The organism is Opitutus terrae PB90-1, assembly GCF_000019965.1.
Classification (GTDB): domain Bacteria; phylum Verrucomicrobiota; class Verrucomicrobiia; order Opitutales; family Opitutaceae; genus Opitutus; species Opitutus terrae.
In genome coordinates this window covers 1,616,698-1,636,196 of the sequence record NC_010571.1, presented here as the reverse complement: position 1 = coordinate 1,636,196, position 19,499 = coordinate 1,616,698, and the positions used below count along the sequence as shown (strand labels likewise).

The window sequence follows — 19,499 nt, the reverse complement described above, 5'->3', positions numbered from 1 at the left end:
CCCGACGACCTGCGCGACGCTCTCGCGCGCAACGCTCCGCTTTCCACTCTGGACTCTCAGCTCTCCGCTCTGGACTCGTCTTAGTGCGTCGCGTCGTACTCCGCGATCTTCGCGCGCACGGCGGCCTCGGCGTCGTTATACATCTCCTGGATGCCTTCGTCGGAAAACTCATACGTGCGATCCGCCAGCGGTCCGCGCGGGATCCGGTCGAACAACCGCGCCTTCGCCTCGGCGATGTCCTTGCCGTAGATGTGATACGAGTCGGCCTGCCAGTTCAGCCGGCCGAGTTTGATCGTCTTGCCGGTACGCCGCGCGATCTCCGCGGCGATCACATCGCGGTTGAAGATCACGAAGCCGAACATGTTCATGAAGCTCGCGCCCCACGCGTCGTTGCTGCGGAATCGCACATTGCAGTTCAGCCACGAGACACCGTCGTCATCCTCCATCAGCCGGTACCAGAGCGATTGCAGGCACGGCGGATCGTAGCACTCCAGATCGATGTTCGGCATCCAGGTGATCATCTGCGCCTGGCGCGTGAACGGCTGCTTCACCAGCTTCGCGATCACCGCCTCGATCTGATTCACGTTGAAGCCGCCGACGCGCACCGGCTGGCCGTCGCGGGATTCCTGCCACGTGCCATAGGCCGCGAGCCGGCCGTGGTAGGTGTATTCCCAGCGCGTGTCCTTCGGGTCGTTCATGTTTTTGACCCAGTGATCCTTCGCGCCGCTCACCTCCATCACATATTCGCGCAGCTCCTCGATCCCGCCGGGAAACGCCTTGTGGATCATCGGCTCCGCCAGCGGATCGAGCACGGTGAGGTTCATCGTGCAGTCGAGACTCTGCGGGTCGCCGGGCTTGTCGTATTGCGTGCGGAACCGCACGCCTTGCTCATGCAGCGCGACCAGCGCTTTCTCATACGCGGCGGCGAGGCTCTGCTCGCACACGTGCAGGACGGGGATGTTCTTCATGCCAGTGCGGGGTGACGTCGAAGCTGCCGCCAGCTTGGCGCGCGCACCGCGGCACGCGATCTGGTTTTCGGCGCAAATCTTGCCGGCGCTCCCGCGTCTTTTGGCGTGCCTTCGCGATTCCCGACCAGGCGCCAACATCAGCGACCCGACGCAACGCCTCTATCGCGGCTGGCCTCACCCAGCCTTGACTATCTCGCCCCTCGCCGATCCGAAATCTGCCGATCCGACTCGCGCGAATCGTCCAGGCGGTTATGGTGCGAGCCGCTCCGGTTGACGGTGGTGCCCGAAGGATCGACTTCGCAACGCCGTACGCGACATGTCCAGTGAGGCCATTGTTTTCGCGGGCTTGATGCCCCACGCGCCCGTCCTTGTGCCGGGTGTCGGTGGTGACCGCGCTCCGCAGGTCGAGGCCACCATCGAAGCGATGGCGCGGATCGCCCAAGCGGTGGTCGACGCGCAGCCGGATTCGCTCCTGATCATCTCGCCGCATTCGCCGCGACGTTCCGGCGCGTTTGGCATCTGGACCACGCCCCGGCTGCGCGGGTCCTTTGAGCGGTTTGGCTTCCACGCGAGCGAGGTCGACATGCCCGCCGACATCGCACTCGCGGAGCAACTCCGCGAGGAGGCCGCCGCCCGCGGGCTGCACACGTGGCGCATCGCACACGGCGCCCTCGACCACGGTGCGACCGTGCCGCTGAGTTTTCTTCAACTCGCCGGCTGGCAGGGTCCGACCGTGGTGTTGAGCCTGAGCGATCCGGGGGACCCGCAGCTCGACCGACTCGGCGAAGCGATCGCCGCTGCCGCCCGCGCCCAGCGACGCCGACTCGCGGTGATCGCCAGCGGCGACATGAGTCATCGCCTCATGCCGGAGGCACCTTGCGGCTTCCATCCCGACGGCCCGCAATTCGACGCGGCGTTTATCGGACTGTTGCGCAACGGTCCGCCCGATGCGATCCGCCACCTCGACACCGAACTGCTCGAGCACGCGGCCGAGGATGTCGTCGATCCCACACGCGTTGCCCTCGCCACGGTCGGTTTCGCGAGCGAGCACCGCACGGTGCTGAGCTACGAGGGCCCCTTCGGCGTCGGCTACGCCGTCGCGGTGTTGTTTGATCACGCCCACCGCCCCGCGGAGCCGAACGCCTCCTGTCGTGCAGGCGGCCACGCCGTGCTGTCGGATTTCCGTGAGCTACCCCGGCTCGCCCGACGCGCGGTCGAGGCCAGCTTCGCCGGCGACGCCGACACGTGCCTTTTCACCGGCAGCGGCGAACTCGCGGTGCCGCACGGCGTATTCGTCACCATTCGTTCCGACGATGGGGACTTGCGCGGGTGCCGCGGGTCGCCTGATCCGGGCGACGTCATCGAGCAGACCTGGCGGCACGCGTGCTCGTCGGCGTTTCACGACACCCGTTTCGCGCCATTGCGCATCGATGATCTGCCGCATGTCCGGTTCAGCGTGAGCGTCCTCGGCGAAATCGAGCCGGTGGAATCACTCGCGGAGCTCGATCCCGCGCGCTACGGGGTCCTCGTCGCCGCCATCGACGGTCGCGGCGCGCTCCTGTTGCCGGGCATCGAGGGAATCAACTCAGTGGCGGACCAGCTGCGCTGCGTGAAGCAGAAGGCGGGCATTCCGCTCGACGAATGGGTGCGGATCGAGCGATTCACCGCGCAGGCGTTTCACGAAGAGGAATAGTTCCGGCCAGGGCAATCGGCCGTCGCGAAGCTTTCCGGGGAATTGAGGTCAGGCTGCTTACGTCGCCGCGGCGCTCGCGCGATTGCTTGGAAGCACACCTGCACTAACCTGTCGGACGGAAGCAGACGCACGCGATGACGGCGGAAGTCACAGATTCATCCCATCCCGCGCGCTGGTGGATCCAGCGCGACGACGGCCGGGTCGAATGCCGGCTGTGCCCACGGTTCTGCAAACTTCACGACGGCCAGCAGGGCTTCTGCTTTGTCCGGCGCCGCGTCGGCGAACGGATCGAACTCACGACTTACGGTCGCAGCAGCGGCTTCTGCATCGATCCGATCGAGAAGAAACCGCTGAACCACTTCCTGCCCGGCAGCAGCGTGCTCTCGTTTGGCACCGCCGGCTGCAATCTCGGTTGCCGGTTCTGCCAGAACTGGGACATCAGCAAGGCGCGCGAATACGATCGGCTCGGTGATGCCGCGTCGCCGGAGCAACTCGCAGCCACGGCGCAACGGCTGGGCTGTCGCTCCGTCGCTTTCACCTACAACGATCCGGTGATCTTCGCCGAATACGCGATCGACATCGCGCGCGCCTGCCGCACGCGCGGCATCAAAACCGTCGCTGTCACCGCCGGCTACATCGGCGCGGATGCGCGGCCAGAGTTCTTCGCGGCGATGGACGCCGCCAACGTCGATCTCAAGGGGTTCTCCGAAGATTTCTATCACCGGCTCTGCTTCGCGCAGCTGCAGCCGGTCCTCGACACGCTGGTCTATTTGCATCGCGAGACGTCTGTTTGGCTCGAGGTGACGACGCTGCTGATCCCGGGCGAAAACGACAGCGACGCGGAACTCGACCGCGCATCCGACTGGTTAGCCGCCAACCTTGGGTCCGACGTGCCGTGGCACTTCACCGCGTTTCATCCTGATTTCAAAATGCTCGCCACGCCGCCGACGCCGGTGACCACGCTGCGTCGCGCCCGCGAGATCGCGCGTTCGAAAGGACTCCATCACGTCTACACCGGCAACGTGCGCGATCGCGACGGAGGCACGACGTGGTGCCCGGGCTGCGGCGCCGCGCTGATCGAGCGCGACGGCTACGAGCTGCGCCGCTACGCGCTGGACGAAAACCGCTGCCGCGCTTGTGGCTGCGCGCTCGCCGGAGTTTTCGAGGCCCAGCCCGGCACGTGGGGCAACCGTCGGCAGCCGGTCCGGCTGAGCCGTGGCCGCACCGCCTAGCCCCAAACCACCCAGAGAGCAGACAACCGCTCCGTGGTAGGGCCGGCGCTCGCCGCCGCGCCGCTTTCCGGGAGCGCGGCCGCCCTCGGCCGCATTCTGGTAGCGCGGGCAGCTTGCCCGCATTGTTTGATTTTTCAGGACGGGTCTCCCGCCCTGCCGTTACGTCCTCGTTTCGTTCGCCCAGGTCCTCATGAATCAACCTGCTTCATGGCCGCTTCACATACGGCGAGGCCTTCTCCCACTCTCCAGGAAACTGCTCGGCGGCCACACGCTGGAACTCGTGTTTCGAGATCTGCCGCCAGCGATGCCAGCACCTCGGCGCCTTGGCGGTATCGAAGCGTTCGAGCGGTCCTTTGCCATAGATGCCCCCGTGCAGGCTGCCGCATTTGCCGCAGACGTAATACTCTTCCGCAATAGGCGGGAAATACGCATGTGGCGGACGACCCGGGCCGATGCAGCCGGACGCTAGAACGGCTGCAACCATCACGACGCTCGAGAGCAGCTTCATCTTGCCACGCCATCCTTCCCGGCGGTCGGGTGACCACGAGGTGAGATCAGTCCCACAACCACGGGAACGGTTGATCGGAGTTCTCCCTGATTTGTCGGCGGTGGTTGTGCCGGCGGACGAGCCCAGTTTGTCATAGACCGGAAAAATTCAACCCGACCAGCACGGCAAAGCCGACCCCGAAGATCAGCTGCCAGCGGCGCTCGCCGCTTTCGCTAAATGGATCCCAATTCGAAGTGGCTTTTGCCCGCGCGAGCGCGACCACTTTCTTCGGAGATCGCATCAGTTCCTTCGCCTGCGCGCCGGTTCGTCTCTTCATGGCTGCGACGCCCCAAAACCCCAGCGCCATCCCGCACCCCACGTAAACGAAGGAAGCTATTGCGAACACGCTCACGATCTCGTCACCCAACGACTGAGGGAGTACGGTGAAGCGGGCAAGGACGGGATTCTAACGGCGGATGAATCCGCGCGACAGTTGACCGGGCGTGAGCCAGCGGATGGAATCGCACGCGTCCCGTGCCGCTGGTCCAGCCGGCACCCCTCCGCTGCACGTGCAGACGTTTCTCCTCCGTCGGTCCCCAATCCATCCCATGCAACTGAACATGAATACGGGCGACAAGATCCAGGTCATCATGGCCGTGGTCACCGCGCTCGGTATCATCATCGCCATCGACTCCAGCCGCACCCAGCTGAAAACGTTCAACGACCAGCTCCGGTTGAACTTTTTCGCCGACTACACAAGGCGGTATCAGGAGATCATGATGAGCCTGCCGGAGAACATCAACGAGCCGGGGTTTGAGTTCGAGCAGCTCGAGAAGGACACCCGCAGCCAGGCGATGAAGTCGATGCGCGCCTATTTCAACCTGTGCAGCGAAGAATTCCATCTTGCCCGAGAGGAACACATCGACGCCGCGGTGTGGGCCATGTGGTCGGCAGGCATGAGCCACGCCATGACGAAGAAGTCCTTTCAGGACGTGTGGCGGACGATCCAGAAAGACACGATGTTCGATCCGCGATTCAAACAGTGGATGGAGGAACAGATGGAAAAAAAGCGGATCGCGACCGGAGCTGAACTCGCCTTGGGCGGATGAAAGCCGCCGATCGGGCGGTCTCCAATCCATGAGGACGCCCGGTTCTCATTTCGCGTTCTTGATCACACCCGCGAGGTAGAGTCCGACCAAGGCGAGAAGGACAGGCAGGGTAATCGCGCCCAGCAATCGACTGACGCCGAGGCCGTCGGGACCGCTGGGCGGAGCTTGAATCAGGACGATGGCGACCCAGAGGACGCCGAGCACAACGAGGAGCCAGCCGGTGGTCTTGCGCATGGGTAGCTGCTTTTGAGGTTGCAGCCGGCCGCAGGGAAACCTGCCGTGCCTCGAGCGTCCATCGTTTTCGGTGACGTCCGATATTCTGTGCTGCGCTCCGTCGGTGGTCGCCAATCCCCTCTCGTTTCACCAGCTGATCTGCAAAAATTTGAATGGTCCACCTTCGCCCAGTCCTCCGACCTTCACCCGGCCCCGCTGGAACAGCACGCCGCCGCGCACGAGCGAAAATTTTTCCGCCTGCCGCTTTTGCTGCGTCTGCTCCACGACGCGTGCGAGCTCACGGTTCTGGAACGATTCCACAATCGTCATGCGTTCGAGCACGATCACGCCGTCGCTCGCACTCAGCGCGGTCTGCTCTGCGGCGACATGCGCCTGCGGATCGTAGTGTACCTCCGCCTGAATTCTCGCCAGCGATTCCGCCGCGACGGTACGTCTGCTTTCGCCCGGCTCCGCGCCCGCGGCCAAGTTCCCCGCCAGCAGGACGACCGCCACCCGCGTCCGCCACGCCACACACGCGTGATCACCTCCAGCCGGCAGAGCTGCATTTGCGGGATTCATGGAGGAAGGTTCGGAGATCGGAATCGCCGAGGCTGAGCACCGTAGCTACTTCATGGGAACGGTCGTGCGATTCCCCGCGTCGGCCCGCGCCGCGGGCGTTTCGTCCGCTTCATCTGCCGCCAGCACCGCGAACACGGTTTCGAGATCCCGCCCAGCCAGGTGCCGATACGTCGTCGCCAGCGCCACCGGCAGCCGGTCGGCCATCGGAAAACCCGGTCGGCCCAGATTCACCGCGATGCGGTTCCATTCGGCAATGCGCCCGTGCCGCACCGGCGAGGAGAGAAACCACTCCGCCGCATCCGCGTCGCTCCGCTGCGCGAGCGCCACAATCTCGTCGCGCGTCAGCCCAAACCACGCGAGGAATTGTCCGTCCACGCCGGCGAGGGCGCAGAACCGCGCCGCATAATCCCCCGGCAGCGCGCCTGCCGCCAGCAGCCGCGCTTTCGCGATGATCCGCGGCAACCACACGCAGCCGGCCAGCTGATCTGTCGGTCGGGGCAGATTCATGAGAGGGACGCCTTCATGCGCTGGAGCCGGTGATCCGTCGCTCACTGTCCGCCGTTGTGACGGAACCGATAAGCGAAGCCAGCCGGACGATTACGTGTTTTCACGATGCCGTCACGAAGCGCTAAACCAAATCGCACGCGTCGGCCGGCATCCAGTGCGCGTCCTTGCCCTCCCATTTCACGTTGCAGCCAATGGGATTCGTCTTGGGCGTCCGCACCGGCCGGCCGGCAAGATGATCCTCCAGCGCGTTCGCCAGATCGTTCACGGTGATGCGCGACGGATCGCGCGGACTGTCGACGCCACGACCGGTGTAGACCAGCCGCCGCTGCGCGTCGAAGACGTAGAAATGCGGCGTGCGCAGCGCGCCATACGCCCGCGCCACGTCCTGCGTTTCGTCGCGCAGATACACCCAGGGGAAGCGATGCTGCTTCATCCGCTCCCCCATGTGGCCGAACGAATCCTCCGCATAGGTGCGCTCGCTGTTCGAGTTGATCCCGACGAATCGCACGTCTTGCGCGGCGAACCGCTGCGCTGTCTGTCGGGTGCTCTCGTCCGAGCCGGTCACGTAAGGGCAATGATTGCAGGTGAAGAACACCACGAGTACCCGCGCGTCCTGGAAGTCCTCGAGTCCATAGGTCTTGCCGTCCGTCGCGGGCAACCGAAACGCCGGCGCGGTGCTGCCGAGCTCGAGGGTGAACGTTTTTTTCTCGGTTGTGCTCATGCTGGCAGCGTGCCTCGGCCCACCGGCTTGGCAAGGTGCTGACACGCACGCGCGCTTGAACCGGACCCGCGCTCGCGCCATTGAACCGGTGGATGCCCGAACCCCGCCCAGCGATTCTCGTCGTCGAAGACGAAGCGCCGATCGCCGAAACCATCGTCTACGCGCTGCAGACGGAAGGTTTCGTCCCCCGCTGGGTCACGACTGGCCGCGCCGCGCTGACCGAGCTCACGATCCCGCCCGCCGTGGCGCTCGTGATCCTCGATATCGGACTCCCCGACGCGAACGGGTTCGATGTGTTTCGCCAGATTCAGCAACGCGCGCCAACGCCGGTCATCTTTCTCACCGCCCGCGCGAGCGAAGTGGATCGCATCGTCGGACTCGAGCTCGGCGCCGACGACTACCTGACGAAACCTTTCAGTCCGCGCGAACTCACCGCCCGCGTCCGCGCGGTGCTGCGGCGGGTTCAAGCCGTTCCGACTCCGGCCGGGCCTGTGGCCGCAAACGCCGCGCCGCCCGCCACCGCCAAGGTTTGGACGCATGATGTCGAGCGCTGCCGGATCAGCTATCGCGGCCAGCCGCTCACGCTCACGCGCAATGAGTATCGCCTGCTCGCCGTGCTGCTCGCCGCGCCCGGCCGGGTTTTCTCGCGCGAGCAATTGATGGCCCAGGCCTGGCCCGATCCCGGCGCCGCGCTCGATCGTACCGTCGACGCCCACGTGAAGACCGTCCGCGCCAAACTTCGCGACATCGCGTCGGACGCGGATCCGATTCTGACGCACCGCGGGCTGGGTTACTCGCTGCGGGAGGAATCGTGAGCCTCCGGATCCGGCTGCTGTCGCTCCTGCTGGCCGTCTACTGCGCCGGCGGCTACATGCTCACGCGCCGCGCGCTGGAACAGGTGCGTCCGCGCTATCTCGAGTCGATGGAGGAAACGCTCGTCGACACCTCGGTGCTGCTCGCATCGGTGCTCGAGACGCAGCTCGACGGCGGCCGGCTCGAACCCGCGGGCCTCCAGCGCGCGTTCGCTTCAGCGCAGCACCGGCAGTTTGAGGCGCGCGTTTTCACGCTGACCAAAACTGCCGTCGATCTGCGCGTCTACGTCACCGACGCCGCTGGCACGGTGATCTACGACTCCACCGGCCGCGATATCGGTCGTGACTATTCCCGCTGGAACGACGTGAAGCGCACGCTGCGCGGCGACTACGGTGCACGCTCTTCACGCACCGTCGAAGGTGATGACAACACGCAGAGCATCTACGTCGCCGCGCCGATTCGTGACGGCAATCAGATCGTCGGCGTGCTTTCCGTGGGCAAGCCGACAACCGGCGTCAATCAGCTCGTCGCCGCCGCCCGCCAGCGCGTCGTGCTCACGGCACTCGCCGGCGGGGTGGTTGTCCTGCTGCTCCTGCTCGTAACGGCGGCCTGGGTGACCACGCCGATCGAACGGCTCACCGCGTATGCGCGCGCCGTCCGTGACGGCCGCCCGGTGGCGTCGCCGAAGTTGCCGGGCCGCACGCTCGCCGATTTGGCCCGCGCCTTCGAAGAAATGCGCGACGCGCTCGAGGGCCGGCAGCACGCTGAGCGCTACACTCAGGCGCTCGCCCATGGCGTGAAGGCGCCGCTCGCCGCGATCCGCGGCGCCGCCGAGTTGTTACACGAGGATATGCCCGCCGAGCAGCGCCGGAAATTCATGGGCAATATCGCCGTCGAGTCAGCGCGGATCCAGCAAATCATCGATCGGCTGCTCGAGCTATCCTCGCTCGAGGCGCGCAAGGCGCTGCAGCGAGTCGAGGAACTCGACGCGTCCGCCCTCGCGCACGAAGCCGCCCAAGCCGTCGAGCCCAGCTTCACCGGCGCGGGTGTACAGCTGCAGGTGCAGGCGGCACCAACGCCGGCGCGCGTTCGCGGTGAGCGCGTGCTGCTCCGCGAAGCGCTGGTGAATCTGCTGCAGAACGCCCTGGATTTCTCGCCGCCCGAGGGAGAGGTGACGCTGACGCTCGGGCTCGCTGCCGGCGCCGTGGAGTTCGTCATCGAGGATCGCGGACCGGGCGTGCCAGATTACGCCCTGCCCCGCGTCTTTGAACGCTTCTATTCGTTGCCGCGGCCGGGGACTGCCCGCAAGAGCACCGGGCTCGGCCTCGCGCTGGTGCGCGAAGTCGCGCATCTCCACGGCGGCACCGCTTCCCTCGCGAACCGCGCTGACGCTCCCGGCGCGCGCGCCACGCTCCGCCTGCCGGCAGCGTAGGTACTGCGCGGATTCCGCTCCGCGCCGGGAATACTGCTAGACCTCGCGGCGCCAAGGGAACTCGCCGCACTATCCCAGACGTTCCGTCCGAGTCTCTCAACTCTCAACCCTCAACTCTGGCTCTCCGCTCTCCGCTCTAGACCCTCAGCTCCAAGCTCTCAGCGCTCTGCCTTTTTCGCCGCAATTTCATCGTCGCTTCACACGCGCTTCATCGAACCGGCGCATCGTGGCGCGATGAACTCGCTCCCCGCCCCGAACCTGCTCGATGCCGCCCGCCGCCGACTCTACCTGTTTCTCAAGATCGCCAGCATCTGCGTGCTGATCGGCCTGCTGCACATTCCACTCGCGATGACGAGCGGCGTGCTGCGCGAGCGACAGAGTTATCAGGCCGCCGCGACCGAAACGATCGCGAGCACGTGGGGCCGCGAGCAGTGCCTCCTCGGGCCCGTGCTGGCGGTGCCTTACGATTATAACGTGAAGGTGTTTCGCTCGAAAACGGTCGACGCACGGGTCGTGCAGGTGGCCGACGTGGAGGTTGCCTCCGCCACGGCGTATTTTCTCCCCGAGGAGCTGACCGTGAACGGAACAGTCGCGCCGGAGGTGCGCCGCCGCGGCATCTACGAAGCCGTCGTCTACCACGCCAGCGCCCAGCTCAGCGGTCGCTGGCGGCCGGACTTCGCCGCCGCGGGCATCGAGGCGGACCGCGTGCACTGGGAAAAGGCGCGCGTTCACCTCGGCGTGAGCGACGTGCATGGCATCCGTGCGGTCGGCGCGCTGCAGGTCGGCGGGAACGAGGCCACGTTCGAACCGTCGGATAGCAGCAGCGCGAGTGCACTGCCGCTCGTGGCGAAGCTGCGCGGCCTCACCGGTGGCGACGCGCTGGAATTCGCCGTCACGGTGGAAACGCAGGGCAGCAGCCGGATCACCGTGGCGCCGACCGGCAAGGCCACGACGGTCACGCTTGCTTCGGCGTGGCCTGATCCGTCATTCGATGGCGCGGCGCTGCCGGTGGAACGCAGCGTCTCGCCCGCCGGATTTCAGGCGCGTTGGCAGAGCTCGCACCTGAGCCGCGGTTTCCCGCAGCACTGGACCGACCGGCAGGTCAACACCGACGAACTCACGGCCCGGATCAAAACGGCGAGCTTCGGCGTGACGTTCGCGCGGCCGATCGACGGCTACGGTATGACTCATCGCGCCCAAAAATACGGCACGCTGTTTTTCGTGCTCACGTTCACCGTGTTCTTCCTCTTCGAAGTCATCGCCCAGCTGCGCATCCATTGGCTGCAGTATGCGTTGGTGGGCGCGGCGCTGTGCCTGTTCTTCCTCGCGTTTCTCGCCCTGTCCGAGTTCTGGCCAACAGGAGCGGCGTATGCGACCGCCGCGGCGGCGTGCACGCTGATGATCTCACTCTACACGCACACGTTCCTGCGCGCCGGCCGGCGCACGCTGGTGGTCCTGGGCGGTCTGGTCGCGACCTACGCCTATCTCTACTTTGTGCTGCAGTCGCAGGATTACGCGTTGCTCGCCGGCACCGCGGCACTGTTTGTCGCGCTTGGACTGGTGATGTTCTTCACGCGCCGGATCGACTGGGGTACGGTGGGGGCCGCCGATGCCGCGCACTCATCGGCGGCGACGCCCGAAGGCAGATGACACTCGCGCAGGTTGCGCCCATGGGCTGACGTCATTGGCTGTCCGGCCGGCGCGGCACCGTTCGTTAAGAGGAATGATCGCGATCATCCCGCGCTCGAAAGGAGAACTCCCATGCCCAAATACGTTGATGGTTTTGTGCTGCCCGTGCCGAAAAAGAACCTCGCTGCCTACTTCAAGATGGCGAAAGCCGCGTCGAAGGTCTGGCGCGATCATGGCGCACTCGAATACCGCGAGTGCGTCGGAGAGGACATGAAGGTGAAATTCGGCACGCCGTTTCCGAAGCAGATGAACTGCAAGCCGAGCGAGACGGTCGTGTTCTCGTGGATCGTCTACAAATCCCGCGCGCACCGCGACCAGGTGAACGCTAAGGTCATGAAGGATCCGCGCATCGCCGAAATGTGCGACGAAAAGAACATGCCCTTCGACGCGAAGCGCATGCTCTACGGCGGCTTCTCCGTCGCAGTCGAAATCTAGAGGCCCTCCGCATACTCGCGGTTGGTCGGGCGAGGCGTTCTCGCCGGGCCGTTCGACAAGCTCAGGGTCCCGAGCAGGCTCGAGGGACTCAAGGCCCCCGCGCCCGTCGAAGGCCCCGGCTCAGCGGGGACGGTTTGCCCGACCCGCCGAACCTCTGCGAGAAACTCGGTTTCGGATAGCCTCCAGCGGTTGAACCTCTCGGAACCCTGAGCTCGTCGAAGAGTTTGCCGAAACGCCGGGCCCTGCGCGAAGTCGCGCAGCCGCGCACGCCGCGCGGCGGCGCGCGGCGGCGCCAGCTGCGCTTACCGCACCAATGCCACGGCCAGCGCCGCGCCGCTCGCCGCCAGCGCCACGACCGATAGGATCAGCATCACCCGGGCTCGCTTTTGCGCGGCCTCCACGAGTTCTGCCTGCACGCGCAGTTCCTGCGCGACCGCCTGCAGTTGCTGCGCCAGACCGCTCAAAACCTCGCCGGCCCGAAGCATCTCGCGTTCGAGCTTGTCCGTCCGCACTTCGATATTCGCCGCCCGTCCGCTCGAGCGCAGGCCGGCGACCATGCCGCCGGCTTCCGCGAGCAGCGGGGCGAGAGCTTTGAGAATGGGGAGGACTTGGATGGGCATGGGGAACCTTTCCGTCGACTGACGTCGCACGCATGTTGAATTATACTGAAGAACTGACGCCGCGTCGGGTAGGGCGAGACCGCTGGGCCCGCCGCTTGGCGGTCGCGGCGCGCCCAGCGGTCGCGCGCCCTACCATCGGGGCCTACATATCTTTGTGGATTCGCTATAGTGAGCGGGCAGCGGGGTCGGTTCCTTGGCGGCGCACCCAAGCAGCGCGAACACCGACCGCCGACGCGGCGCCGCTCCCGTCCGGGGTCCTCCGGATTCGCCGGCGCCCGCGTTTCTTCGCTTCCGTTCTGCGGCCGCTCCCGTGATTCTCGCGGCGAATGGATCTCAGCTTCTGGCACTACGCGCTCCTTTTCGTGGTCGGCCTCGTGGCCGGCACGGTGGATGCCGTAGCGGGCGGCGGCGGGTTGATCACCGTGCCCGCATTGCTGAACCTCGGGCTGCCCGTGCCGCTCGCGCTCGGGACGAACAAGTTTCAATCGAGCTTCGGCAGTGTCTCCGCCTCGGTGCACTTCGTCCAGCGCCGCGCCGTCCGGCTCTCCGAATGTTGGTTCGGCATCACCGCGACGCTGATTGGCGCCTTTCTCGGCGCGTTCGCCGTCCAGCAAATCGACGCCGATCTGCTGAAGCACGTCGTGCCCTGGCTGCTCGCCGCAATCCTGCTCTACACGCTGCTTCGGCCCGCGATCGGCACGCAAGATCATCCGCCCAAAATGAGCACCGGCGTCTTCTACGGCGTGTTCGGCCTCGGGCTCGGATTCTACGACGGCTTCTTTGGCCCCGGCACCGGATCGTTTTGGGCCATCGCGCTGGTGCTGTTGCTCGGGCAAAACTTCACGCGCGCCACGGCCACGACGAAGGTGATGAACGCCACCAGCAACGTCGCCTCACTCGCGCTGTTCGCCGTCGCCGGACTCGTGCATCTCGGCGCGGGGGTGGCGATGGCTGCCGGTCAGCTCATCGGCGGCCGGCTCGGCGCGCATTTGGTCATGACGCGCGGCGCGCGGTTCATCCGCCCCGTGTTCCTCACGATGGTGACGCTCACTCTCGCGCGGTTGCTCTGGGTCAATTACGCCCGCTGAGCCCCCTCCCCGCACCGCCTTCCCGCCGGCTCCTCCTGCGCCTTCAACCCCATTTTCACGTATTACGTGAAAATGCAGTCCGGTCGGTCTCTACCCTCTGCCAACGTGTTTCTTGGGCCGCCGCGCAGCTCGGGCCTAGCCGCCTCGCCGGCGTCAGGCGAGCACGTGCCCGCGGCGGTCGTCTCGAAGCAATTTTCACGTAATACGTGAAATTTTTGGCAAGCACCGCAGGAGCGAATAGCACTGCGCGCCCACGCGCGGACGATTGTCTCTCGCGGCCACGAGCCCATGCTGCCGGCATGCCCGACCAACGGCAGCATCGTGGCGCGCATCCCGAGGACGCGGAGCTTTTCGCGCCGGCGCACTGGCCGGCGCTGCGCACTGCGATCGGCGAGTTGTGCTGGCTGCTCGACCGCGGCTATGCGTTGCGCTCCTCGCTCGCACTGACGGGTGATCGCCATGGACTCACGCAGCGGCAGCGAATCGCCGTGGCGCGATGTGCCTGCTCGCGCGAACAACACGAGCGCCGGGCCACACATCGCGTGGAGCCTGCCGCGCTCGCCGGCGCAGAGCTGTGGATCGACGGCTACAATCTCCTGATCACGCTCGAGGCAGCGCTCGCTGGCGGCGTGATCCTGCTCGGCCGCGACGGCTGTTACCGCGACATGGCCAGCCTCCACGGCACCTATCGCGAAGTCGCCGAGACCCGCCGCGCCGCCACGTTGGTCGGCGAAACCGCCGCGCGTTGCGGCGTGGTCCGATGTCACTGGTTGCTCGATCGCCCGGTCGGCAACAGCGGCCGGCTCAAAACCGCGCTGCTGGAGCTGGCCCAACCCGCCGGCTGGAACTGGACGGTCGAACTCGCCTTCAGCCCCGACCAGATTCTCGGCTCGACTGGCGAGATCGTCGCCAGTTCCGACAGCGTGGTGCTCGACCGCTGCACGCGTTGGTGCAATCTCGCACGCGAGCTCATCGCCCGCTCTGCTCCGGCCGCCAACGTCCTCGATCTCTCCGCAACACTCGGCTGATCGGCCGCGCCATCACCTCGCGCCTGCTCCGCTCTAGACTCTCAGCTCTCAGCTTGAGACTCTGGGCTGCCGCCCTCCGCAACAATCTCCGGCTCGCACCGCACCGGAAAGTTCACCGAGTTCGCGATGAAACAGAACCGGTGCGCCTCGTCATGCAGCGCGTGCGCTTTTGCCACGTCTCCGCCCGCGGCGATCGTCACCGCCGGTCGCAGCACCACCTCGGCAAACGCGCCCGAACCATCCTCCCTCTCCTGCATCACCCCCTCGGCCACGTCATGATAAGCCGTGACCACGATCTGGTTCACCGCGCACAGGTGCAGATACCACAACAGGTGGCAGGACGACAGGCTCGCGACGAGCAGATCCTCCGGACTATAGCGACTGGGATCACCGCGAAACGCCGGATCGCTCGATCCCGCCAAGGGCGGCTTGCCCGCCACGGTGATGACGTGGTCCCGCCGGTAGCTGCGGTAGGTCTTGGTGCCCTCACCGTCGTTGCCCGTCCATTCCATCTGAACCTCGTAGACGTGTCGTTTCATGGCAGAGAGGTTGATTCGCTCAGCGTCGCCGATCCGAACATTTCCTGCATCCAGGCGTCGGACACGGCCCTCGCCTTTTTCATGTCATCCACCACGAGGACGAGTTGGTGCGCATGATCGCTGTACTGCACCTCGATGTTTATCCCGGCATCCGCCAGCCGGCGGGTGAACTTCCCCAACTGTCCCGGCTGATCCTGCCGCAACCGTTGAACCAGCACGTCCTTCACCGCCATCACCCGCAGCCCCGCCGCAGCGAGTGCACTTCGGGCCCGCTCGCCGTCGGCGACCAGGAAGTGCGCGACGCCCTCGCCGTTCACCACAAACACCCCGCCGCCCTCGAGGCTGACGCCTGCACGCCCGAGCGCCTCGCCCATTTCGGCCAGCGCGCCCGGTCGGTTCGGCAGGAGGAGGGTCAAATCTTTCATCGTGTTCGGCAGTGAGAGCAGATCGCGGTCGTGCGGTCGACCGGAAGCGACGGTGTTTCCCTGTCACTGATTTGTCAGGCACCGTCAGTTCGATGACCGTCGAAGCATGAATGCAGAACCCGACCTGGGCCGGCTGGCGCGAACGATCGGCGAACCCACGCGGCTGCGGATGCTGGCTTTGTTGATGGAGGGGCGGGCGTTGACGGCCAAGGAACTCGCTTACGGCGCCGGGGTGACGCCTGCCACCGGGACCACGCACCTGCGCTTGTTGCTCGCCGAGGCCTTGGTTCAGGTACGCGCCCAGGGACGGCACAAGTATTTCCGGCTCGCTTCGCCGCTGGTCGCCCGGTGCATCGAGTCGCTGATGGTGCTCGCTCCCTCGCCCACCAGCGTCGACCGCGCACGCGCGCCGGCGCAGTGGGCTCGGCTCTGTTACGACCATCTCGCGGGTTGGCTCGGCACGGAAGTCACGCGCGCGCTGCTCGAGCGAAAACTGCTCGCGGCCGATCGGGACAACTTCGTGGTCACCCGGCGCGGGGCGCGCTGGTTCGAAACGTTCGGCCTCGATTTGGATGCGCTGCGGAACTCGCGGCGCCGCTTCGCCTACGCCTGCCTCGACTGGAGCGAACGACGGGAACACCTCGGCGGCGCTTTGGGGGCCGCGCTCGCGCAACGCATGCTCGACTCAGGCTGGCTGCAACGCCGGGCCGGCACGCGCGTCCTCGCCATCACTGCCGCGGGGTGCGAGGCGCTCCTGACGCATTTCGGCCTGCAGCCGCCCGAGACGACCACGTCGCCCGTATCCGCACGCGAGAGAGCCTGGCGGCAAAGCGCCGCCTGATGCGACTAGGTCCCGCCGCTCGACGCCGCGACGTTCACCGGCAGCGCGAAAATGAAATCGTGATACGTGCCGGAGCCGACGTGGAACGAGCGCGTGCCGACTTTCGCGTAACCCAGCCGCTCATAAAAGCCCACCGCCGCATCGTTTTTCGAGTATACGCCCAGCAGTAGCCGCGGGGTGCCCACGCTGCGCGCATGCGCCCGCGCCGCCTCCATCAACCGCGCTCCGATCCCGCCGCGCTGAAACCGGTGCAGCAGATACACGCGCTTCACCTCCAGATCCCGGGCATCGAGATCCGGCAGCGGCAGGTCGGGCGTGGTCAGCACAAGATAACCCACCGGCGCGGCGCCAGGCGCCGCTTCGGCAATCCACACCGCGGTGTGCGGATCGTGCAGGTAGTGGGCGTATTTCTCAACGGAGTGCTGCCGCAGGCAGTGCTGCACAATGTCTCCGCCATCGATCACGCCCACAAACGCCTCAAGAAACGCCGCCTGAGCCACGAGGGACAGCGCCGTCTCGTCCCCGGGCTGGCACCGCCGGATGCTGATGCTGGGATTCACGAGCCGGCGATTGTGCGCGCCGGCGAGGGCAGCGCGAGTCTCGATGCACGCCGCGAGAAATTCTCGCGCGCGGTTGAGGCCGGCCCCGTCGGGCCGGCCTGCGCGTCCGCCTACTTCGCGGCCAGTTGCGCTTCCACGCGCTGCCGGTATTCCGGCTCGAGCTCGGCGAATCTCGCCCAGAACGCCGGCGGCGTGGTGCCTTCGAGCCGCGCGGCGAGAAAGGCCAGATGCAGATGCCAGCCGCCGCCGACGTTCGCCACGCCCTGCGGCCGCCGCAGCTTGCGATGCGTCAGCAACAGCTGCACTTGCTCGCCCTTCGGCGTAAGCTCGAAGCGCACCTCGGACTCGTCGCCCGGCCCCTCCCCTTCCCACGTGTAGCTCAGCAGCCGCGGCGGTTCGATCGCGGTGATCCGCCCCTCCATCGTCATCCCCGCTTCGTGCGCCTCGCGGTATTTTTCCGGCGGCGTTTCGTCGGGCGACAGGTTGCGATGCCGGAATAGCAGCTCGACGCGGCCGCCCACGCGCAGCTCCATCGGGCCGCCCGCCAACCAAGTCGCACGCTTCTCCGGATCGGTCAGATACGTCCAGACGCGCTCGATGGGTCCGGGCAGCAACCGCACGAAGCGCACTTCGCCGGGACCGGTTAACTCGCCATATTGATTCAAGGTGTCGGTTTTCATGTTCGGGTTCGGTGTGTTTCCTTTCGCAGTTCGCGCTCCAAGGCATCCAGCCGCCGGCTCCAGGCACCGCGGGTGCGTTCGAGCCAGCGCTCGATCTCCTCGAGGCCTTGCACCTCGAGGGAATGAATTCGCCGCTGACCGTCCGCGCGCACCTTCACGAGCCCCACTTCCCGGAGCACTTTCAGGTGTTGCGAGATCGCCGGCGGCGTCAGGTCGAACTCCTCCACAATCTCTCCCGCCGTGCGGTCGCGCTGCGCGAGCAGTTCGACAATCCGGCGGCGGGTCGGGTCGGCCAGGGCCGTGAGCGTTTCCATGCCGCACCGTGAAGTGATTTCTTAATTAAGCAATGACTTAACCATTAAACCCGTGTCTTACGCGTCCTGGGCGCTCTGCCCCGGCGCAACGCGGCGCCGTGGCGACCTTCCGCGGCCGAACATTGCTCCGTCGTGATTTTCTGCTCAATCGTTCGGCGTGCTCTCCGCTGCGCGCGCCTCATTGCTCCTCCTGCCGATCATCTATCTCGGCTACATCAGTCTGGGGCTGCCCGACGGCACGCTGGGCGTCGCGTGGCCGCAGATGCACCGCACGCTCGCGCTGCCGATCGGCCTCGCCGGCGTGCTCGGCGTCGTCGGGCTCCTGCTCACCGCGTTCTCGGGATTCTCCAGCGGCCGGATCATCGCCCGGTTCAGGACGGGGCCCGTGATGCTCGTCAGCTGCGTGCTGACGGCCTCGGGGATGATGCTGTTTTCCCACGCTCCCAATTTTGGCTGGCTCCTGCTCGCGGTCGTCCCGCTGGGGCTGGGCGCAGGGGCCGTCGACGCGGGGCTGAACGGCTACGTCGCGCGGCACTACACCGGCCGCCACATGAACTGGCTGCACGCCTGTTGGGGAATCGGAGCGACGTGCGGGCCTTTGTTGATGGCCCGGGCGTTGACGACGGCCGGCAGTTGGCGGACGGGGTTCGCCTGGCTGGGCACCGCGCAGTTCTCGCTCGCGCTGGTGTTCCTGCTTTCTTTCTCGCTCTGGAACGCGGTTCCGGAGCGATCGTTCGCCACCTCCGCCGGCCGGGCCGACCGCGCGATCCCCACGCTGCACGCCAACTCGCGCGCCGGCTGGCTCTCGGCGGTGATCTTCGCACTCTACGTCGCCGCCGAAGGCACGGCCGGGCTTTGGGCCGGCTCCATCCTCGCCGTCGGCCGCGGGTTCGCGGTGGAGACTGCCGGGCTCTGCGCAAGTGCGTTCTACGGCGCGATCACCGCCGGCCGGATTTTTGTCGGGTTCGTGGTGGAGAAACACGGCAACCGCCGGCTCATCGCCTGGGGCCTCGGGCTCGCCGCCGTCGGCGCGTTGCTCTTCCTCGTCGCCTCCACCCCGCCGCTCGCCGCGCTCGCGCTCATCCTGCTGGGGCTCGGCTTCGCGCCGGTCTACCCCTGCCTGATGCATGAAGTACCGCGACGCTTCGCCCCGGAGTCGGTGCAAACCGTGATCGGCCGCCAGTCCGGCGCCGCCAGCATCGGCGGCGCGGTCATGCCCGCGCTCGCCGGTTCGGTCGCGGAATTTTCGCTGGAAGGCATCCCTTGGATGATCGTCACCGGCTTGATCGCGCTCGCCTTCGCGATCCGCTGGCTCAACCGGCTGAGCTAGTGCCGTGATGAGTCCAGAGCCGGGAGCCAAGCGCTGAGAGCCCGGTCAATACCACTGTCCGACGCTGGAGATCGCGTGCACGCGCATCGGAGTTTCCGCCTTGGGCTCTAGGCTCTCAGCTCTGGACTCCAGACTCTGGCCGCTGCTCTTTTACGATTGCTTCCGCTCATATCCTGACAACGTTGAACTCCCCCCG

The 19,499-nt window shown here is 66.3% G+C and carries 24 protein-coding genes; 11 read left to right on the top strand and 13 right to left on the bottom strand.

What is annotated here, in order from left to right; all coding sequences use genetic code 11:
- Positions 1–80: 80 nt before the first annotated feature.
- Positions 81–968: a thymidylate synthase gene (locus OTER_RS23830; protein ID WP_012374150.1), complete on the bottom strand. Its 888-nt coding sequence runs from the start codon at positions 966–968 to the stop codon at positions 81–83.
- A gap of 349 nt (positions 969–1,317) precedes the next feature.
- On the opposite strand from OTER_RS23830, the gene amrA reads away from it, so the two are divergent.
- The gene (gene amrA / locus OTER_RS06715; RefSeq protein WP_158305375.1) at positions 1,318–2,661 is read left to right on the top strand and encodes an AmmeMemoRadiSam system protein A; all 1,344 of its coding nucleotides are present in this window, start codon (positions 1,318–1,320) and stop codon (positions 2,659–2,661) included.
- Between the two features lie 134 nt (positions 2,662–2,795).
- A complete protein-coding gene (amrS, locus tag OTER_RS06710) occupies positions 2,796–3,893 on the top strand; it encodes an AmmeMemoRadiSam system radical SAM enzyme (RefSeq protein ID WP_012374148.1) in 1,098 nt (365 codons plus the stop codon).
- A gap of 205 nt (positions 3,894–4,098) precedes the next feature.
- On the opposite strand, the gene OTER_RS06705 is transcribed toward amrS, so the two are convergent.
- Together OTER_RS06705 and OTER_RS06700 are read right to left on the bottom strand one after the other, a co-directional pair.
- On the bottom strand, positions 4,099–4,401 hold the full coding sequence (locus tag OTER_RS06705) for a hypothetical protein (protein WP_012374147.1): 303 nt from the start codon (positions 4,399–4,401) through the stop codon (positions 4,099–4,101).
- Positions 4,402–4,531: 130 nt separating this feature from the next.
- Positions 4,532–4,807 carry a hypothetical protein gene (locus tag OTER_RS06700; protein ID WP_148218035.1) on the bottom strand — a complete coding sequence of 92 codons (276 nt, stop codon included), beginning with the start codon at positions 4,805–4,807 and terminating at the stop codon, positions 4,532–4,534.
- A gap of 181 nt (positions 4,808–4,988) precedes the next feature.
- Here OTER_RS06700 and OTER_RS06695 point away from each other — a divergent pair, with 181 nt between their 5' ends.
- On the top strand, positions 4,989–5,489 hold the full coding sequence (locus OTER_RS06695; RefSeq protein WP_012374145.1) for a hypothetical protein: 501 nt from the start codon (positions 4,989–4,991) through the stop codon (positions 5,487–5,489).
- Between the two features lie 45 nt (positions 5,490–5,534).
- On the opposite strand, the gene OTER_RS06690 is transcribed toward OTER_RS06695, so the two are convergent.
- The 4 genes from OTER_RS06690 to OTER_RS06675 all read right to left on the bottom strand — a co-directional run bounded on the left by OTER_RS06690 (position 5,535) and on the right by OTER_RS06675 (position 7,509).
- Positions 5,535–5,723: a hypothetical protein gene (locus OTER_RS06690; protein WP_012374144.1), complete on the bottom strand. Its 189-nt coding sequence runs from the start codon at positions 5,721–5,723 to the stop codon at positions 5,535–5,537.
- A gap of 126 nt (positions 5,724–5,849) precedes the next feature.
- Entirely contained in the window at positions 5,850–6,281 is a 432-nt protein-coding gene (locus OTER_RS06685) for a hypothetical protein (protein WP_012374143.1), read from the bottom strand.
- Positions 6,282–6,326: 45 nt separating this feature from the next.
- Positions 6,327–6,788 (bottom strand): DUF5069 domain-containing protein, encoded by a 462-nt coding sequence (locus OTER_RS06680; protein WP_012374142.1) that lies wholly within the window; start codon positions 6,786–6,788, stop codon positions 6,327–6,329.
- 121 nt (positions 6,789–6,909) lie between these two features.
- On the bottom strand, positions 6,910–7,509 hold the full coding sequence (locus OTER_RS06675) for a thioredoxin family protein (protein WP_012374141.1): 600 nt from the start codon (positions 7,507–7,509) through the stop codon (positions 6,910–6,912).
- 92 nt (positions 7,510–7,601) lie between these two features.
- Between OTER_RS06675 and creB the strand changes: the two genes are divergently transcribed.
- From creB to OTER_RS06655, 4 genes are all read left to right on the top strand, one after another.
- The gene (gene creB / locus OTER_RS06670) at positions 7,602–8,324 is read left to right on the top strand and encodes a two-component system response regulator CreB (protein WP_012374140.1); all 723 of its coding nucleotides are present in this window, start codon (positions 7,602–7,604) and stop codon (positions 8,322–8,324) included.
- On the top strand, positions 8,321–9,754 hold the full coding sequence (gene creC, locus OTER_RS06665) for a two-component system sensor histidine kinase CreC (protein WP_012374139.1): 1,434 nt from the start codon (positions 8,321–8,323) through the stop codon (positions 9,752–9,754). The genes creB and creC overlap by 4 nt, the downstream gene beginning before the upstream one ends.
- A gap of 234 nt (positions 9,755–9,988) precedes the next feature.
- Positions 9,989–11,404 carry a cell envelope integrity protein CreD gene (gene creD, locus OTER_RS06660; RefSeq protein WP_012374138.1) on the top strand — a complete coding sequence of 472 codons (1,416 nt, stop codon included), beginning with the start codon at positions 9,989–9,991 and terminating at the stop codon, positions 11,402–11,404.
- Between the two features lie 111 nt (positions 11,405–11,515).
- Positions 11,516–11,878 (top strand): DUF1428 domain-containing protein, encoded by a 363-nt coding sequence (locus OTER_RS06655; protein WP_012374137.1) that lies wholly within the window; start codon positions 11,516–11,518, stop codon positions 11,876–11,878.
- Positions 11,879–12,180: 302 nt separating this feature from the next.
- Here OTER_RS06655 and OTER_RS25755 read toward each other — a convergent pair whose 3' ends face one another.
- The gene (locus OTER_RS25755; protein WP_012374136.1) at positions 12,181–12,498 is read right to left on the bottom strand and encodes a hypothetical protein; all 318 of its coding nucleotides are present in this window, start codon (positions 12,496–12,498) and stop codon (positions 12,181–12,183) included.
- 326 nt (positions 12,499–12,824) lie between these two features.
- Between OTER_RS25755 and OTER_RS06645 the strand changes: the two genes are divergently transcribed.
- Together OTER_RS06645 and OTER_RS06640 are read left to right on the top strand one after the other, a co-directional pair.
- A complete protein-coding gene (locus OTER_RS06645; protein ID WP_012374135.1) occupies positions 12,825–13,586 on the top strand; it encodes a TSUP family transporter in 762 nt (253 codons plus the stop codon).
- A gap of 299 nt (positions 13,587–13,885) precedes the next feature.
- Positions 13,886–14,614 carry a DUF434 domain-containing protein gene (locus tag OTER_RS06640; protein ID WP_012374134.1) on the top strand — a complete coding sequence of 243 codons (729 nt, stop codon included), beginning with the start codon at positions 13,886–13,888 and terminating at the stop codon, positions 14,612–14,614.
- A gap of 41 nt (positions 14,615–14,655) precedes the next feature.
- Here the strand turns inward: OTER_RS06640 and OTER_RS06635 are convergent, their stop codons facing one another.
- Complete coding sequence (locus OTER_RS06635; RefSeq protein ID WP_012374133.1) at positions 14,656–15,153, bottom strand: OsmC family protein; 498 nt, start codon at positions 15,151–15,153, stop codon at positions 14,656–14,658.
- Positions 15,150–15,578 (bottom strand): hypothetical protein, encoded by a 429-nt coding sequence (locus tag OTER_RS06630; protein WP_012374132.1) that lies wholly within the window; start codon positions 15,576–15,578, stop codon positions 15,150–15,152. Before OTER_RS06630 ends, OTER_RS06635 begins: the two co-directional genes overlap by 4 nt.
- A 106-nt stretch (positions 15,579–15,684) precedes the next feature.
- Here OTER_RS06630 and OTER_RS06625 point away from each other — a divergent pair, with 106 nt between their 5' ends.
- Positions 15,685–16,419 (top strand): ArsR/SmtB family transcription factor, encoded by a 735-nt coding sequence (locus OTER_RS06625; protein WP_012374131.1) that lies wholly within the window; start codon positions 15,685–15,687, stop codon positions 16,417–16,419.
- A gap of 5 nt (positions 16,420–16,424) precedes the next feature.
- On the opposite strand, the gene OTER_RS06620 is transcribed toward OTER_RS06625, so the two are convergent.
- The 3 genes from OTER_RS06620 to OTER_RS06610 form a co-directional block, all read right to left on the bottom strand.
- Positions 16,425–16,979 carry a GNAT family N-acetyltransferase gene (locus OTER_RS06620; RefSeq protein ID WP_012374130.1) on the bottom strand — a complete coding sequence of 185 codons (555 nt, stop codon included), beginning with the start codon at positions 16,977–16,979 and terminating at the stop codon, positions 16,425–16,427.
- Between the two features lie 110 nt (positions 16,980–17,089).
- Positions 17,090–17,659: an SRPBCC family protein gene (locus tag OTER_RS06615; RefSeq protein WP_012374129.1), complete on the bottom strand. Its 570-nt coding sequence runs from the start codon at positions 17,657–17,659 to the stop codon at positions 17,090–17,092.
- Entirely contained in the window at positions 17,656–17,973 is a 318-nt protein-coding gene (locus tag OTER_RS06610) for a metalloregulator ArsR/SmtB family transcription factor (RefSeq protein WP_012374128.1), read from the bottom strand. Before OTER_RS06610 ends, OTER_RS06615 begins: the two co-directional genes overlap by 4 nt.
- A 157-nt stretch (positions 17,974–18,130) precedes the next feature.
- Here OTER_RS06610 and OTER_RS06605 point away from each other — a divergent pair, with 157 nt between their 5' ends.
- Complete coding sequence (locus tag OTER_RS06605) at positions 18,131–19,303, top strand: MFS transporter (protein WP_012374127.1); 1,173 nt, start codon at positions 18,131–18,133, stop codon at positions 19,301–19,303.
- Positions 19,304–19,499 lie beyond the last annotated feature (196 nt).

Coding starts and splice junctions, on each gene's coding strand:
- creD (WP_012374138.1), top strand. CDS start 9,989: ATGAACTCGCTCCCCGCCCCGAACCTGCTCGATGCCGCCCGCCGCCGA.
- OTER_RS06640 (WP_012374134.1), top strand. CDS start 13,886: ATGCCCGACCAACGGCAGCATCGTGGCGCGCATCCCGAGGACGCGGAG.
- OTER_RS06615 (WP_012374129.1), bottom strand. CDS start 17,659: ATGAAAACCGACACCTTGAATCAATATGGCGAGTTAACCGGTCCCGGC.
- OTER_RS06625 (WP_012374131.1), top strand. CDS start 15,685: ATGAATGCAGAACCCGACCTGGGCCGGCTGGCGCGAACGATCGGCGAA.
- amrS (WP_012374148.1), top strand. CDS start 2,796: ATGACGGCGGAAGTCACAGATTCATCCCATCCCGCGCGCTGGTGGATC.
- OTER_RS25755 (WP_012374136.1), bottom strand. CDS start 12,498: ATGCCCATCCAAGTCCTCCCCATTCTCAAAGCTCTCGCCCCGCTGCTC.
- OTER_RS23830 (WP_012374150.1), bottom strand. CDS start 968: ATGAAGAACATCCCCGTCCTGCACGTGTGCGAGCAGAGCCTCGCCGCC.
- amrA (WP_158305375.1), top strand. CDS start 1,318: ATGCCCCACGCGCCCGTCCTTGTGCCGGGTGTCGGTGGTGACCGCGCT.
- OTER_RS06705 (WP_012374147.1), bottom strand. CDS start 4,401: ATGAAGCTGCTCTCGAGCGTCGTGATGGTTGCAGCCGTTCTAGCGTCC.
- OTER_RS06630 (WP_012374132.1), bottom strand. CDS start 15,578: ATGAAAGATTTGACCCTCCTCCTGCCGAACCGACCGGGCGCGCTGGCC.
- OTER_RS06635 (WP_012374133.1), bottom strand. CDS start 15,153: ATGAAACGACACGTCTACGAGGTTCAGATGGAATGGACGGGCAACGAC.
- OTER_RS06655 (WP_012374137.1), top strand. CDS start 11,516: ATGCCCAAATACGTTGATGGTTTTGTGCTGCCCGTGCCGAAAAAGAAC.
- OTER_RS06690 (WP_012374144.1), bottom strand. CDS start 5,723: ATGCGCAAGACCACCGGCTGGCTCCTCGTTGTGCTCGGCGTCCTCTGG.
- OTER_RS06645 (WP_012374135.1), top strand. CDS start 12,825: ATGGATCTCAGCTTCTGGCACTACGCGCTCCTTTTCGTGGTCGGCCTC.
- OTER_RS06675 (WP_012374141.1), bottom strand. CDS start 7,509: ATGAGCACAACCGAGAAAAAAACGTTCACCCTCGAGCTCGGCAGCACC.
- OTER_RS06610 (WP_012374128.1), bottom strand. CDS start 17,973: ATGGAAACGCTCACGGCCCTGGCCGACCCGACCCGCCGCCGGATTGTC.
- OTER_RS06680 (WP_012374142.1), bottom strand. CDS start 6,788: ATGAATCTGCCCCGACCGACAGATCAGCTGGCCGGCTGCGTGTGGTTG.
- creB (WP_012374140.1), top strand. CDS start 7,602: ATGCCCGAACCCCGCCCAGCGATTCTCGTCGTCGAAGACGAAGCGCCG.
- OTER_RS06695 (WP_012374145.1), top strand. CDS start 4,989: ATGCAACTGAACATGAATACGGGCGACAAGATCCAGGTCATCATGGCC.
- OTER_RS06685 (WP_012374143.1), bottom strand. CDS start 6,281: ATGAATCCCGCAAATGCAGCTCTGCCGGCTGGAGGTGATCACGCGTGT.